Annotated in this window: 15 protein-coding genes and 1 tRNA gene; 12 read left to right on the top strand and 4 right to left on the bottom strand. The window is 71.3% G+C overall.

Features of this window, described 5'->3' with window-relative positions; genetic code table 11:
• Positions 1 to 45 precede the first annotated feature (45 nt).
• On the bottom strand, positions 46 to 630 hold the full coding sequence (locus ACWBNA_RS12535; RefSeq protein WP_482704372.1) for a 5-formyltetrahydrofolate cyclo-ligase: 585 nt from the start codon (positions 628 to 630) through the stop codon (positions 46 to 48).
• 131 nt (positions 631 to 761) lie between these two features.
• Between ACWBNA_RS12535 and galU the strand changes: the two genes are divergently transcribed.
• The 7 genes from galU to ACWBNA_RS12500 all read left to right on the top strand — a co-directional run bounded on the left by galU (position 762) and on the right by ACWBNA_RS12500 (position 6279).
• Entirely contained in the window at positions 762 to 1664 is a 903-nt protein-coding gene (gene galU, locus ACWBNA_RS12530; protein ID WP_383859036.1) for a UTP--glucose-1-phosphate uridylyltransferase GalU, read from the top strand.
• A gap of 5 nt (positions 1665 to 1669) precedes the next feature.
• Positions 1670 to 2992 (top strand): molybdotransferase-like divisome protein Glp, encoded by a 1323-nt coding sequence (glp, locus tag ACWBNA_RS12525; protein WP_482704371.1) that lies wholly within the window; start codon positions 1670 to 1672, stop codon positions 2990 to 2992.
• A gap of 107 nt (positions 2993 to 3099) precedes the next feature.
• The gene (gene moaC / locus ACWBNA_RS12520) at positions 3100 to 3612 is read left to right on the top strand and encodes a cyclic pyranopterin monophosphate synthase MoaC (RefSeq protein WP_482704370.1); all 513 of its coding nucleotides are present in this window, start codon (positions 3100 to 3102) and stop codon (positions 3610 to 3612) included.
• Positions 3609 to 4115, top strand: a complete 507-nt coding sequence (locus ACWBNA_RS12515; protein WP_482704369.1) for a MogA/MoaB family molybdenum cofactor biosynthesis protein — start codon at positions 3609 to 3611, stop codon at positions 4113 to 4115. Before moaC ends, ACWBNA_RS12515 begins: the two co-directional genes overlap by 4 nt.
• 20 nt (positions 4116 to 4135) lie before the next feature.
• A complete protein-coding gene (locus tag ACWBNA_RS12510) occupies positions 4136 to 4750 on the top strand; it encodes a GNAT family N-acetyltransferase (protein WP_482704368.1) in 615 nt (204 codons plus the stop codon).
• A 185-nt stretch (positions 4751 to 4935) separates the two neighbouring features.
• Entirely contained in the window at positions 4936 to 6129 is a 1194-nt protein-coding gene (sepX, locus tag ACWBNA_RS12505; protein WP_482704367.1) for a divisome protein SepX/GlpR, read from the top strand.
• Positions 6130 to 6205: 76 nt separating this feature from the next.
• Positions 6206 to 6279 (top strand) — tRNA-Ala (locus tag ACWBNA_RS12500).
• 102 nt (positions 6280 to 6381) lie between these two features.
• Here ACWBNA_RS12500 and ACWBNA_RS12495 read toward each other — a convergent pair.
• Entirely contained in the window at positions 6382 to 6957 is a 576-nt protein-coding gene (locus ACWBNA_RS12495) for a PadR family transcriptional regulator (protein ID WP_482704366.1), read from the bottom strand.
• Between the two features lie 58 nt (positions 6958 to 7015).
• Here ACWBNA_RS12495 and ACWBNA_RS12490 point away from each other — a divergent pair, with 58 nt between their 5' ends.
• Positions 7016 to 7411: a nuclear transport factor 2 family protein gene (locus ACWBNA_RS12490; protein WP_482704365.1), complete on the top strand. Its 396-nt coding sequence runs from the start codon at positions 7016 to 7018 to the stop codon at positions 7409 to 7411.
• 35 nt (positions 7412 to 7446) lie between these two features.
• Here ACWBNA_RS12490 and ACWBNA_RS12485 read toward each other — a convergent pair whose 3' ends face one another.
• A complete protein-coding gene (locus tag ACWBNA_RS12485; protein WP_482704362.1) occupies positions 7447 to 7923 on the bottom strand; it encodes a GNAT family N-acetyltransferase in 477 nt (158 codons plus the stop codon).
• A gap of 66 nt (positions 7924 to 7989) precedes the next feature.
• Here ACWBNA_RS12485 and ACWBNA_RS12480 point away from each other — a divergent pair, with 66 nt between their 5' ends.
• Positions 7990 to 8793: an exodeoxyribonuclease III gene (locus ACWBNA_RS12480; RefSeq protein WP_482704361.1), complete on the top strand. Its 804-nt coding sequence runs from the start codon at positions 7990 to 7992 to the stop codon at positions 8791 to 8793.
• A gap of 7 nt (positions 8794 to 8800) precedes the next feature.
• Here ACWBNA_RS12480 and ACWBNA_RS12475 read toward each other — a convergent pair whose 3' ends face one another.
• Positions 8801 to 9421 (bottom strand): MerR family transcriptional regulator, encoded by a 621-nt coding sequence (locus tag ACWBNA_RS12475; RefSeq protein ID WP_482704398.1) that lies wholly within the window; start codon positions 9419 to 9421, stop codon positions 8801 to 8803.
• A gap of 157 nt (positions 9422 to 9578) precedes the next feature.
• Here ACWBNA_RS12475 and ACWBNA_RS12470 point away from each other — a divergent pair, with 157 nt between their 5' ends.
• The 3 genes from ACWBNA_RS12470 to ACWBNA_RS12460 are packed head-to-tail and all read left to right on the top strand — an operon-like array spanning position 9579 to position 12891.
• Positions 9579 to 11087 (top strand): flavin-containing monooxygenase, encoded by a 1509-nt coding sequence (locus ACWBNA_RS12470; protein WP_482704360.1) that lies wholly within the window; start codon positions 9579 to 9581, stop codon positions 11085 to 11087.
• Positions 11084 to 12010, top strand: coding sequence for an alpha/beta fold hydrolase (locus ACWBNA_RS12465; RefSeq protein WP_482704359.1), 927 nt, complete (start codon positions 11084 to 11086; stop codon positions 12008 to 12010). The genes ACWBNA_RS12470 and ACWBNA_RS12465 overlap by 4 nt, the downstream gene beginning before the upstream one ends.
• A complete protein-coding gene (locus ACWBNA_RS12460) occupies positions 12007 to 12891 on the top strand; it encodes an SDR family oxidoreductase (RefSeq protein WP_482704358.1) in 885 nt (294 codons plus the stop codon). The genes ACWBNA_RS12465 and ACWBNA_RS12460 overlap by 4 nt, the downstream gene beginning before the upstream one ends.
• Positions 12892 to 12969: the final 78 nt, after the last annotated feature.

The following is a 12969-nucleotide window of genomic DNA, read 5'->3' as shown; positions in this document are numbered from 1 at the left end:
CCGTCGACCCGCCCCTCCCCGCGGGGGTGGTGGGCCGGTTCGCCTTCAGCGGTCGTCCCGGAAGCGGCGCACGCCCGACGGCGTCACCACCGCGTGCACCGGCCGGTCGTGCGGCTGGGAGGGCACCCGCTCCACGACCTCCGAGTCGTACAGCAGCACCACCAGCGCGGGGTGTGCGCCCGCGCGCTCCAGGCGCGCGAGCACCCGGTCGTACGACCCTCCGCCGCGCCCCAGACGCATGCCGCGCGCGTCGACTGCGAGGCCCGGCAGCAGCACGGCGTCGGCGGTGGTCACGGCGTCCGCTCCCAGGTGGTCGGCGGCCGGCTCGAAGAGGGCCATCTTTCCGCCGTGTTGGACGCGTGCGAGGGAGTCCTCGCCGGTGTAGGCGCCCCAGTCCAGGTCGTTGTCGGGCAGGAGCACCGGCAGCAGGACCCGTACGCCCCGCGCGCGCAGCGCGTCCAGGAGCGTGAGCGTTCCGGGTTCGCTCCCCACGGAGACGTACGCCGCCACCGTGCGCGCCCGCGCCAGCTCGTGCAGCTCCAACGCCCTCCCGGCCAGCGCGACGGCGGCTTCCCGCACGTCATCGGCCGTCAACGCGTTCCTCACCGCGAGGATTTCTCGCCGCAACATACGCTTGTCAGGCTCGCCCGGACGTCCGATGTGGTTCAAAGGTTGCTCCGTACCCTTTCAATCCGCTCATATGAGAGCCAATTAACCGGAGCCTCAGATTCCTAGCAAAGGCACCGGATATGGTTGCGGACATGACTCAGTCGCACCCTCGGATCAGCAAGGCTGTCATCCCCGCAGCAGGCCTCGGCACCCGGTTCCTGCCGGCCACCAAGGCCACCCCCAAAGAGATGCTGCCGGTCGTCGACAAGCCCGCGATCCAGTACGTGGTCGAGGAGGCCGCCTCCGCGGGCCTCGACGACGTCCTCATGATCACGGGACGCAACAAGCGTCCCCTCGAGGACCACTTCGACCGCAACTACGAGCTGGAATCGGCCCTTCAGAAGAAGGGTGACGCCGGCCGGCTCGCGAAGGTGCAGGAGTCCAGCGACCTCGCCACCATGCACTACGTCCGCCAGGGCGACCCCAAGGGCCTCGGCCACGCCGTGCTGTGCGCCGCCCCGCACGTGGGCCACGAGCCCTTCGCCGTCCTCCTCGGCGACGACCTGATCGACCCGCGCGACCCGCTCCTCAAGCGGATGGTCGAGGTCCAGGAGCAGCGCGGCGGCAGCGTCATCGCGCTCATGGAGGTCGCCCCCGAGCAGATCCACCTCTACGGCTGTGCGGCCGTCGAGACCACCGAGGACAGCGACGTCGTCAGGGTGAGCGGCCTGGTCGAGAAGCCCGACCCGGCGGACGCCCCGTCCAACTACGCGGTCATCGGCCGCTACGTCCTCGACCCGCACATCTTCGACATACTCCGCAAGACCGAGCCCGGCCGCGGCGGCGAGATCCAGCTCACCGACGCCCTGCAGCAACTCGCCGAGGACGAGAAGGTCGGCGGCCCGGTGCACGGCGTCGTCTTCAAGGGCCGCCGCTATGACACCGGCGACCGCGGCGACTACCTGCGTGCCATTGTCAGACTCGCGTGCGAACGTGAAGACCTGGGCCCGGACTTCCGGACCTGGCTTCGCAGTTACGTAGCCGAGGAGATGTAACAACGTTGAGCAGCGCCGCGTCCCGCACCACCGGCCACGACCAGCTGTGGTCGGTGGACGAGCACCTGGAGGACATCCTCGCGACCGTCCGCCCCCTCGAACCCATCGAGCTGCAACTCCTCGACGCCCAGGGCTGCCTCCTGGTCGAGGACGTCACGGTGCCGGTGTCCCTGCCGCCGTTCGACAACAGCTCCATGGACGGGTACGCGGTACGGGTCACGGACGTCGCGGGCGCGAGCGAGGAGTACCCCGCCGTCCTGGACGTCGTCGGGGACGTCGCGGCCGGCCAGGCCGACCTGCTGCACGTGGGGCCCGGCCAGGCCGCCCGCATCATGACCGGCGCCCCGCTGCCGCCCGGCGCCGAGACCGTCGTCCCCGTCGAGTGGACCGACGGCGGCCTCGGCGAGGGCCCGGTGACCGGGATGCGCGCCCGCGCGCTGGCCCCCGACGGCGCCGAGGGGCACGTGCACGTGTACCGGTCCGCCGAGGCCCGCGCACACGTGCGCGCCAAGGGCAGTGACGTGAAGGCGGGGGACCGCGCCCTGGAGTCGGGCACCGTCCTCGGCCCGCCGCAGATCGCCCTGCTCGCCGCGATCGGCCGCGCCACCGTACGCGTCCGGCCGCGCCCGCGCGTGGTCGTCATGTCCACCGGCAGCGAACTCGTCCAGCCCGGTCAGGAACTCGGCAGCGGCCAGATCTACGACTCCAACAGCTTCGCCCTCACCGCCGCCGCGATCGACGCCGGCGCCATCGCCTACCGGGTGGGCGCAGTCGCCGACGACGCCGAGACCCTGCGGTCCACCATCGAGGACCAGCTCGTCCGCGCCGACCTCATGGTCACCACCGGAGGCGTGAGCGTCGGGGCGTACGACGTCGTCAAGGAGGCGCTGTCGCACGTCGGCGACGAGGACGAGGCCGGCAGCGGCATCGAGTTCCGCAAACTCGCCATGCAGCCCGGCAAGCCCCAGGGCTTCGGCTCCATCGGCCCCGACCACACACCGCTGCTGGCCCTGCCCGGCAACCCCGTGTCGTCGTACGTCTCCTTCGAGCTGTTCGTGCGCCCCGCGATCCGCGCCCTGATGGGCCTGCCCGACGTCCACCGGCCGCGGACCCGCGCGACCCTCACCACCCCCAAGGCGCTGACCTCGCCGAAAGGCCGGCGGCAGTTCCTGCGCGGGACGTACGCCGACGGTGCGGTCACCCCGGTCGGGGGCGCCGGATCGCACCTGGTGGCGGCCCTCGCGCACGCGGACGCGCTGATCGTCGTCCCCGAGGACGTGGAGTCCGTGGAGCCCGGCGCCGAGGTCGAGGTCGTCCTGCTCGGCTGAGCAGCGGGGTCCGCGCCGCTCAAGGGTTCAACTTGGCGGTACCGTGTCGCGCACAACAGGCTCACGCGCCGCACCGCGCCGGGCCCGGACCGGGAGCGCGACACAGCATGACAGTGCCTTCCCGGGGGGAGACCCCCGGACCCTCTGTGCAGGACCGACTGACCCACATCGACGAGGCGGGCGCGGCCCGCATGGTCGATGTGTCCGGGAAGGACGTGACCGCGCGCACCGCCAGTGCCAGCGGCCGGGTCCTCGTCTCCGCCCGCGTGGTCGAACTGCTGCGTGGTGAGGGCGTCCCCAAGGGAGACGCCCTGGCCACCGCGCGGATCGCGGGCATCATGGGCGCCAAGCGGACCCCCGACCTCATCCCGCTCTGTCACCCCTTGTCGGTGTCCGGTGTGAAACTGGACCTGAAGGTCGCGGACGACGCCGTGGAGATCTGGGCCACGGTGAAGACGACGGACCGCACGGGCGTCGAGATGGAAGCCCTCACCGCGGTCTCCGTCGCCGCGCTCACCGTGATCGACATGGTCAAGGCGGTCGACAAGGGAGCGGTCATCACGGACGTCAGGGTCGAAGAGAAGACGGGCGGCAAGTCGGGCGACTGGAGCCGGGCATGACGTATCGCGCGCTCGTGGTCACCGCCTCCAACCGGGCCGCCTCCGGGGTCTACGAGGACAAGGGCGGTCCGCTGATCGCCGACGGCCTCAAGGGCTTCGGCTTCGCCGTCGAGGGCCCGCAGGTCGTCCCCGACGGGGAGCCGGTGGAGGCCGCCCTGCGTGCCGGGGTCGACGCCGGGTACGACGTGATCGTCACCACCGGCGGCACCGGCATCTCGCCCACCGACCGGACCCCCGAGGCGACGCGCCGGGTGATCGACCACGAGGTGCCGGGCATCGCGGAGGCCATCAGGGCGTTCGGACGGGAGAAGGTGCCGACGGCGGCGCTCTCCCGGGGCCTGGCCGGAGTGGCGGGGCGGACGCTGATCGTCAATCTGCCGGGCTCCACCGGCGGGGTGAGGGACGGACTGGCCGTCCTGGAGCCCCTGTTGGTGCACGCCGTCGACCAGCTGCGCGGCGGCGACCACCCCAGACCCGCCGCCGGTAGTGGGGGTGCGAGCTGAACAGCCCATCCTGGCCCGTCGTGCTGGCGGACGGCGATGTCGTCCTCCGGCCGATAAAAATGCGCGACCAGCGGCCGTGGCGCGAGGTCAACCGGCGCAACCGGGACTGGCTGCGGCCCTGGGAGGCGACGATCCCGCCTCCCACGCCCAGCGGGCCCATCGCGCACCGGCCGACGTACCGCCAGATGGTCCGGCATCTGCGCGCCGAGGCGAACGCCGGCCGGATGCTGCCGTTCGTCATCGAGTACCAGGGGCGGCTGGTCGGGCAGCTGACGGTCGCCGGGATCACCTGGGGCTCGATGTGCTCGGGGCATGTCGGCTACTGGGTCGACGAGTCGGTGGCCGGCCGCGGAGTGATGCCGACGGCCGTGGCGCTCGTCGTGGACCACTGTTTCCGCACCGTGGGCCTGCACCGCATCGAGGTCTGCATTCGCCCCGAGAACGGGCCCAGCCGCCGGGTCGTGGAGAAACTCGGATTCCGCGAGGAGGGCCTCAGGCCGCGCTATCTCCACATCGACGGCGCCTGGCGCGACCACCTCGTGTTCGCACTCACCGCGGAAGAAGTGCCCGACGGTTTGCTCAGGCGCTGGCAGCGGGCACGCTCCCAGGGCGCCCCGCACGACAATCCCGCCTAGGCCGGGAAATTGAATATGTGTTCGAAAATGATCGGTGGATGACCGTCTCGGGGCATTGAATTCGCTACCTCGGCGGCCTGTTGATCGCATCGGTCACAAAAAAAGCTCGAAATATCAGCCAGATCGTGCGACACACCGGCGCAATTGGCAGATGGCCTCACGCAAACCCCTCTACCGTGTGAGGCGTGAGCAGCAGCGGCCTCATCTACGCAGTCATTGTCGGGGCCTGGGCAGCCTACTTGGTGCCGATGTGGCTCCGTAGGCAGGACGAGCTGAACGAGGCCCGTCCGACGGAACGCTTCAGCACGGCCATCCGGTTGCTGTCCGGACGGGCGGGGATGGAGCGCCGATACGCCAAGGACCTGCGGGCGCGCTCCACCGAAGAGGGGGAGCCCAGCGCCGTGGACCCGGGCGCGGTCACCGATTCGGTGGACGTCCGGGCCTTCGCCATGCCTCCGACCCGCCCGCAGGCGAAGGCCGCGGTCCAGGAGCAGGCCCAGGAACCCGCCCGGTCTGAACACGCGCGCGAACCCGCACGCGAAAAAGCGGGTGCCCCCGCGCGGAAGCGGGTGCCGGCCGCCAGGCGCACGCCCGCGGAAGAAGCGGCCGCGGCACGCGCCCGACGCACGAAGGTGCTCGCGCGCCGCAGGCGTACGACCGTCATGTTGTTCATCGCCTTCTCGCTCGGCGCGATCGTCGCCGCGGTCGGCGGGCTCACCCTCCTGTGGGCGCCCGGCGTACCCGCCGTGCTGCTCAGCGCGTACATCGCCTACCTGCGTTCACAGGAGCGCCGGCGTTTCGCCTACCAGATGGACCGCCGCCGCGCCGAGGTCGCCGCACAGCGACTGCGGGAGCGGGCGCGCCAGCCGCGTCGGCGCGCGTCCGTCGACTCCGGCGCCGACGCCGAGGAGCCGGACGAAGCGACCGCGTCCGAGCTGGACCCCGGACTGTCGGCGCTGGCCGCCGACCGGCGCGCGCTCGTCGAGCAGACCGACCACGCGGAGTGGGTGGACCAGCAGCGCGAACGCCAGCAGCGGCCCGGCCACGGTGACAGCTGGGACCCGGTCCCGGTGCCGTTGCCGACGTACGTGACCGCCCCGGTCGCGCCACGGGCCACCTCCGACGTGGACCTCGGGGCACCGGACGCGTGGAGCTCCGCGCGGTCCAGTGCCGCCACGCCCGAGCAGGAGGCACGGCCCGGCGAGCAGCAGGACGCCGGAGCGGAGGAAGAGGCCGACGACGCGGACGACAAACCGGCGGCGGACGGCCGCAGTGACGCCCGTCGCGCCGCCTCCGCACGCCGCGCCCGTGAGCGGGGCCGCACGCCGCTCTTCGACCAGTACGAGGACGGCGACCGGCCGCGGGCCGCGAACGAGTGACCCGAGGTGGTGTGACCAGCCCGGGAACGGATTTCCAAGCACCGGGACGGGGATGCTAGAGTTTCACTCGTTGCAAGGGCCTGTGGCGCAGTCTGGTAGCGCACCTCGTTCGCATCGAGGGGGTCTGGGGTTCAAATCCCCACAGGTCCACCGCAACGACTGTTCCGGGGAAACCCGGGGGCAGTTGACGAGATCCCGTCCGATCTGACCGATCGGGCGGGATCTTCGTGTTTCACCTCGTCAATCGCCCGCTCAGGCCCGCCCGTTGGCGGCCGCGGCGCGCTGGTCCAGTCGCATCAGGGCCAGCCTGCCCCACTCGAGGTTGTCCCGTTCGAAGGCCACGCCCCGCATGAGTGTGAGGTACGGGCCGATGCGCTCGGCGGTGGCGAAGTACTCGTCCTCGGTGCGCCCGTCCAGCAGGCGTTGGCGCAGACGCTCGTAGGAAGCCAGCTTGGCCGTGGCCCACTCCATGCGTTCGGCGATTCCGGCGCGTACGGCCTCGATGTCGCCGGCGTCGACGCACTGGACCTTCACCATCAGCTCGTCCCGGATCGCCGTCGGTCTGCCGGGGAGTTCGGCGGTGTAGGCGCGCACGGCTTCCAACCCGGCGTCGGTGAGCGTGAAGAGCCGCTTGTTGGGGCGACGCTCCTGCTCGACGACGCGGGCCGCGATGAGGCCCTCGCTCTCCATTCGCTCCAGCTCCCGGTAGAGCTGCTGGGGGGTGGCCATCCAGAAGTTGGCCACCGAGGCGTCGAACCCCTTCGCGAGGTCGTACCCGGACGCCTCGCCCTCCAGAAGTGCGGCCATCACGGCGTTGCGCAAAGCCATGATCCGATCCTACTCTGCAACACACCTATTCAACTCGTTTAGTATGTGAGGTGATCTCGTGCACCCCTTCCGCAAAGCCGTCGAGGCCGGTGACATGGACGCGGCGGCCGCCCTGCTGGCCGAGAACGTCGTCTTCACCAGCCCGGTCGTCTTCAAGCCGTACGAAGGCAAGGCGATCACCAGCGCGATCCTGCGCGCCGTGTGGCAGGTCTTCGAGGACTTCACGTACGTACGGGAGATCGCGAACCCCGACGGGCGCGACCACGCCCTCGTCTTCACCGCGACCGTCGACGGCAAGCGGCTCACCGGCTGCGACTTCCTGCACTTCGACGAGGACGGCAGGATCGACGACTTCATGGTCATGGTCCGTCCGCTCTCGGCGGCGCACGCCCTGTCCGCCGCCATGGGCGCGCAGTTCGAGCGGATCGCCCGGGAGGCGGCCGGGCGGGAGTGACGGCACCTGCACCTGCACCTCCCTGAGCCGGGCGGCTACAGGCGTTTGGCGAAGCAGCGGCTCTCCTCGAAGTGCCGGTAGTAGCCGAACTTGGTGCACGGCTCGTACCCGCTGGACGTGTAGAGGGCGATGGCCTCGGGTTGCTCGGTGCCGGTCTCCAGGACCATGCGGACGCGGCCGGCCGTGCGGGCGTCCTCCTCCAGGGTCGCCAGCATGCGGCGGGCGAGGCCGCGGCCGCGCATCGCGTCGATGACGTACATCCGCTTGAGCTCGGCGTCGCCGTCGACGTTGCCCTCGCCGTTGGTGTCCTGGGCGCGCCAGCCGCCGGTGGCGACGGGGGCGTCGTTCTCGTCGTACGCGATCAGGTAGACGCCGTTCGGGGGGTGGAAGTCCGCGGGGTCCAGCGGGGTGGCGTCTCCGCCGTCGCCGTAACGCAGGTGGTACTCGGCCTGCACCTGGTCGTTGAGCTTGACGGCGTCGGGGTGGTCGAAGGAGACGCGGCGTATGTTCATGCTGATCACCGTATATTAATCCATTCCTGGTCGGGGCTCGATCCAGTGTGCCGGTATCGTGCCGGGGTGCTCACTGTGACTTCCGCCAATGTGAACGGACTGCGCGCCGCCGCGAAGAAGGGCTTCGTGGAATGGCTCGCGGAGACCTCCGCCGACGTGCTCTGCCTCCAGGAGGTGCGCGCGGAACCGCAGCAACTGCCCGAGCACGTCCGCACACCCGACGGCTGGCACGTCGTGCACGCGCCCGCCGCAGCGAAGGGCCGGGCCGGCGTCTCCCTCTACACCCGTCGCGAGCCCGACCGGGTCCGCGTCGGCTTCGGCTCGGCCGAGTTCGACACCAGCGGGCGCTATGTCGAGGCCGACCTGCCCGGCGTCACCGTCGCCTCCCTCTACCTGCCCTCCGGCGAGGTCGGCACCGAGCGCCAGGAGGAGAAGGTCCGCTTCATGGGCGAGTTCCTCGTCTATCTGAAGGACCTGCGCGAGCGCTCCGCCGCCGACGGCCGCGAGGTCCTCGTCTGCGGCGACTGGAACATCGCCCACCAACAGGCCGACCTCAAGAACTGGCGGGCCAACCAGAAGAGTTCAGGCTTCCTGCCGGAGGAGCGGGAGTGGCTGACCCGCGTCTTCGACCCGGCGGAGGGCGGCTACGTGGACGTCGTGCGGGCACTGCATCCGGACGTCGAGGGACCGTACACGTGGTGGTCGTACCGGGGGCGGGCCTTCGACAACGATTCAGGTTGGCGCATCGACTATGACGTCGCGACGCCGGGTCTGGCCGCCAAGGCGGTCAAGGGGTTTGTGGAGCGCGCGGCGACGCATGCGGAGCGGTGGTCCGACCACGCGCCGGTCACCGTCGTCTACGACCTCTAGCCGGCCTCTAGTCCCGCTTCCGCAGCCGCCGGTCCAGTGCCAGTGACAGTTCCGCCTCCACCACGCTCCGGGCCAGTGGGCGCAGGCGCTGGAGGTCTTCCTCGGGGGCGTGGCGCAGGATCACGTCGGCGAAGAGTTCGGCGAGGGCGTCGGCGTGTTCGCGGACGCGTCGGCCCGCTTCCAGGACCTCCGCGAGGGGGATGCCCTCGCGGACCAGGGCCGAGGAGACGTCCAGGAGGCGGCGGCTGATGTGGACGAGTTCGTCGCCGTCGGTGCCGAGGTAGCCGAGGTCCAGGGCGGCGGCGAGGTTCTCGGGGGTGACCTCGCCCTCGAAGCGGGCGGCGAGTTCCTCGGGGGTGAGGCGGACCGGTTCCTCCTCGGTGGGGGTGTCCATGCCGAGGAGTTCGCCGACGTTGCGGCCGTGCTCGAAGGCCTCCGCCAGCTCCGCGATGCTGCTGAGGGTGTGGCCGCGTTCCAGGAGCGCCGCGATGGTGCGCAGGCGGGCCAGGTGGTGGTCGTCGTACCAGGCGATGCGGCCCTCGCGGCGGGGTGGCGCGATCAGTTTGCGTTCACGGTAGAAGCGCAGGGTGCGCACGGGGATGCCGGCCAGTCGTGCCAGTTCCTCCATGCGGTATTCGCGCGTCTGCGTCACGGACGCAGCCTATGTCGTACCCCCGGTAACTTTCCTGGCCCCGGCCCCTACCCATCGGTACGGAGCTGCTCTACTCTCCCCATTGCGCCAGTGTTCACTGGCAGAGTTCAACGCGACGCGTGGAGGCTTCGGGATGGCCGAGCACGAACACGAGCATGTACGGGTGGCGGTGATCGGGTCGGGGTTCGGCGGACTCGGCGCCGCCGTGCGGCTGCGGCGCGAGGGCGTCACCGACTTCGTCGTCCTGGAGCGGGCCGACAGTGTCGGCGGCACCTGGCGGGACAACACCTATCCGGGGTGCGCCTGCGACGTGCCGTCCCACCTGTACTCGTTCTCCTTCGCGCCCAACCCCGACTGGCCGCGCACCTTCTCCGGGCAGCAGCACATCCGCGCCTACCTGGAGCACGTGGCCGACGTCTTCCGGCTGCGCCCGCACATCCGCTTCGACTCCGAGGTCAAGACGATGACCTGGAACGCGGAGCGGCTGTGCTGGGACATCGAGACGGCCGCCGGCCCGCTCTCCGCGGACTTCGTCGTCTCCGCCACCGGCCCGCTGTCCGACCCGAGGATCCCGGACATCCCGGGGCTCGACACCTTTCCCGGCAAGGTCTTCCACTCGGCCCGCTGGGACCACGACTACGACCTGCGCGGCAAGCGGGTCGCCGTGGTGGGGACCGGTGCCTCCGCCATCCAGATCGTGCCGGCCGTCCAGCCCGTCGCCGGGAAGCTCACCCTCTTCCAGCGCACCCCGCCCTGGGTGATGCCCCGCGTCGACCGGGCGATCACGGGGGCCGAGCGCCTGCTGCATCGGCGGCTGCCCGTCACCACGCAGCTCAGGCGCGGACTCCTGTGGGGCATCCGGGAGTTGCAGGTCCAGCTGTTCACCAAGCGCCCCGACGAGCTGGGCATGGTGGAGGCGCTGGCCAGGCGGAACATGGCCCGCTCCATCAAGGACCCGTCCCTGCGCGCCAAGCTGACGCCCGGCTACCGCATCGGCTGCAAGCGGATCCTGCTGTCCAGCGAGTACTACCCGGCGCTGGCCAAGCCCAACGTGGACGTCGTCGCGAGCGGCCTGAGCGAGGTCCGCGGCTCGACCCTGGTCGCCGCCGACGGCACCGAGGCCGAGGCCGAGGCGATCGTCTTCGGCACCGGCTTCCACGTCACCGACATGCCGATCGCCGACCGGGTGGTGGGCGCCGACGGCCGTACGCTCGCGGAGGCCTGGGCGGCGGGCGGGGCCATGGAGGCGCTGCGGGGTGCCTCGGTGCCCGGCTTCCCCAACTGGATGACCGTCATCGGGCCCAACACCGGCCTCGGCAACTCGTCCATGATCCTCATGATCGAGTCGCAGCTGAACTACATGGTCGACCTCGTACGGCAGTTGCGGGTCCTCGGCGGCCGGGTCGCCCTCGACGCCCGCCCCGGTGCCGTGCGGGCCTGGAACGGGCGGGTGCAGGAGCGCATGAAGCGCACGGTGTGGAACACCGGCTGCGACAGCTGGTACCTGGACGCGAACGGCCGCAACACCACCATCTGGCCGGGCACCACCGCCGAGTTCCGGCGGGCGACACGGCGGGTGGACCTGAGCGAGTACGAGGTGCTGCGCACGCCGGCCGTGCGGAAGGCCGAGGTGGACGCATGAGCCGCCTCCTGCACGTCTCCTCCGGCCCCTACGCCCCGCCCGTCCCGGCCCGCGTGCTCACCGCCGTCTCCGCCGACGGCGCCCGACTGCACGTCGAGGTGCACGGGCCCGAGGGCGCGCCGGCCGTCGTCCTCGCCCACGGCTGGACCTGTTCCACCGCCTTCTGGGCCGTGCAGGTACGGGAGTTGGCGACGGACCACCGGGTGATCGCCTACGACCAGCGCGGCCACGGACGCAGCCCGGCGAGCCGTGCCTGCGGTACGGAGGCGCTCGCCGACGACCTCGAAGCCGTACTGGAAACGACTCTCGCGCCGGGGGAGAAGGCGGTGATCGCCGGTCACTCCATGGGCGGGATGACGGTGATGGCGGCGGCCGGGAGAGCCGGCTTCCGGGAGCACGCGGCGGCCGTACTGCTGTGCAGCACGGGGGCGTCACGGCTGGTCGCCGAGTCGCTGGTGCTGCCGATCCGGGCGGGCCGGCTGCGGACCTTCCTGACCAGGCGGCTGCTCGGCTCCCGTGCCCCGCTCGGGCCGGTCACGCCGCTCGCCCGACGGATCCTCAGGTACGGGACGATGGGCGCCGGTTCGGCCCCGCACATGGTCGAGGCGTGTGCCCGGATCGTGCACGCCTGTCCGCGCAAGGTGCGCCACGCCTGGTCGGAGGTGCTCGGCCTGCTCGATCTCGACCACCACGTACGGGAGTTGCGCGTGCCGACCGCTGTCCTGGTCGGCTCGGCCGACCGGCTGACGCCCCCGGTGCAGGCCCGCGCGCTGGTCGCCGCGCTGCCCGCCTGCCTGGGCCTGACCGAGCTGCCCGGCATCGGCCACATGACGCCCGTCGAGGCGCCCGAGCAGGTCACCGGGAAGATCCGGGAGCTCGTCGGCACGTACGTCCACGTCGGTCACGTCAAGGAGGACGCATGAGCAGGGTCGGTCTCGAAGGACAGGTCGCCGTCGTCACCGGAGCGGCGCGGGGCGTGGGGGAGTTGCTGGCCCGCAAGCTGTCCGCGCGCGGGGCGAAGGTGGCGCTGGTCGGGCTGGAGCCGGACCGGCTCAAGCAGGTCGCCGAGCGGCTGCACGGTGACAGCGACCACTGGTACGCCGACGTCACCGACCATGAGGCGATGGCCCGGGTGGCCGAGGAGGTCAAGGAGCGGTTCGGGAAGGTCGACATCGTCGTGGCCAACGCGGGTGTCGCCACCGGCGGGCCCTTCGTGGACTCCGATCCCGTGGCCTGGCGGCGGGTGATCGAGGTCAACCTGATCGGATCGGCGGTGACCGCACGGGCGTTCCTGCCGGTGCTGACGGAGAGCCGGGGGTATCTGCTGCAGATCGCCTCCCTCGCCGCGATCACCCCGGCGCCGATGATGACCGCGTACTGCGCGTCCAAGTCCGGTGTGGAGGCGTACGCGCACAGTCTGCGCGCGGAGGTCGGGTACCGGGGCGTGCGGGTGGGCGTCGGGTACCTGTCGTGGACCGACACCGACATGGTGCGGGGGGCGGACCAGGACGACGTGATGCGGGAACTGCGGCAGCGGCTGCCGTGGCCGTCCAACAAGACGTACCCGCTCGGGCCGGCGGTGGACCGGATCGTCGCCGGGATCGAGCGCAGGTCGAGTCACGTCTACGGCCAGTGGTGGCTGCGCGGGATGCAGGGGGTGCGCGGGTATCTTCCCGCGGTCATCGGGACCGTCGGACAGCGGGAGATGCGGCGGTTCGGGACCCGGCTGGAGGGCGTGCGTTCAGGGCTCGTCGGCGCAGGTGGGGCCGCTGATGAGGAGGCTCGCGCTACGCACCGTAGTTGATCGAAATGCGCAGTGTGTCCGCCCGTGTGAATCTGGTCGAGGCCCCGCCAAGGGGCCCTGAGATCCCCCACCCTCTAT

This window comes from Streptomyces sp. Q2 (assembly GCF_056820935.1).
This window is presented reverse-complemented; position numbering and strand designations above follow the sequence as displayed.

What these genes read in the sequence shown, in the direction of transcription:
- ACWBNA_RS12535 (WP_482704372.1), bottom strand. Translation starts at nt 630, where the DNA reads ATGTTGCGGCGAGAAATCCTCGCGGTGAGGAACGCGTTGACGGCCGAT.
- galU (WP_383859036.1), top strand. Translation starts at nt 762, where the DNA reads ATGACTCAGTCGCACCCTCGGATCAGCAAGGCTGTCATCCCCGCAGCA.
- moaC (WP_482704370.1), top strand. Translation starts at nt 3,100, where the DNA reads ATGACAGTGCCTTCCCGGGGGGAGACCCCCGGACCCTCTGTGCAGGAC.
- ACWBNA_RS12515 (WP_482704369.1), top strand. Translation starts at nt 3,609, where the DNA reads ATGACGTATCGCGCGCTCGTGGTCACCGCCTCCAACCGGGCCGCCTCC.
- ACWBNA_RS12495 (WP_482704366.1), bottom strand. Translation starts at nt 6,957, where the DNA reads ATGGCTTTGCGCAACGCCGTGATGGCCGCACTTCTGGAGGGCGAGGCG.
- ACWBNA_RS12485 (WP_482704362.1), bottom strand. Translation starts at nt 7,923, where the DNA reads ATGAACATACGCCGCGTCTCCTTCGACCACCCCGACGCCGTCAAGCTC.
- ACWBNA_RS12475 (WP_482704398.1), bottom strand. Translation starts at nt 9,421, where the DNA reads ATGGAGGAACTGGCACGACTGGCCGGCATCCCCGTGCGCACCCTGCGC.
- ACWBNA_RS12470 (WP_482704360.1), top strand. Translation starts at nt 9,579, where the DNA reads ATGGCCGAGCACGAACACGAGCATGTACGGGTGGCGGTGATCGGGTCG.
- ACWBNA_RS12465 (WP_482704359.1), top strand. Translation starts at nt 11,084, where the DNA reads ATGAGCCGCCTCCTGCACGTCTCCTCCGGCCCCTACGCCCCGCCCGTC.
- ACWBNA_RS12460 (WP_482704358.1), top strand. Translation starts at nt 12,007, where the DNA reads ATGAGCAGGGTCGGTCTCGAAGGACAGGTCGCCGTCGTCACCGGAGCG.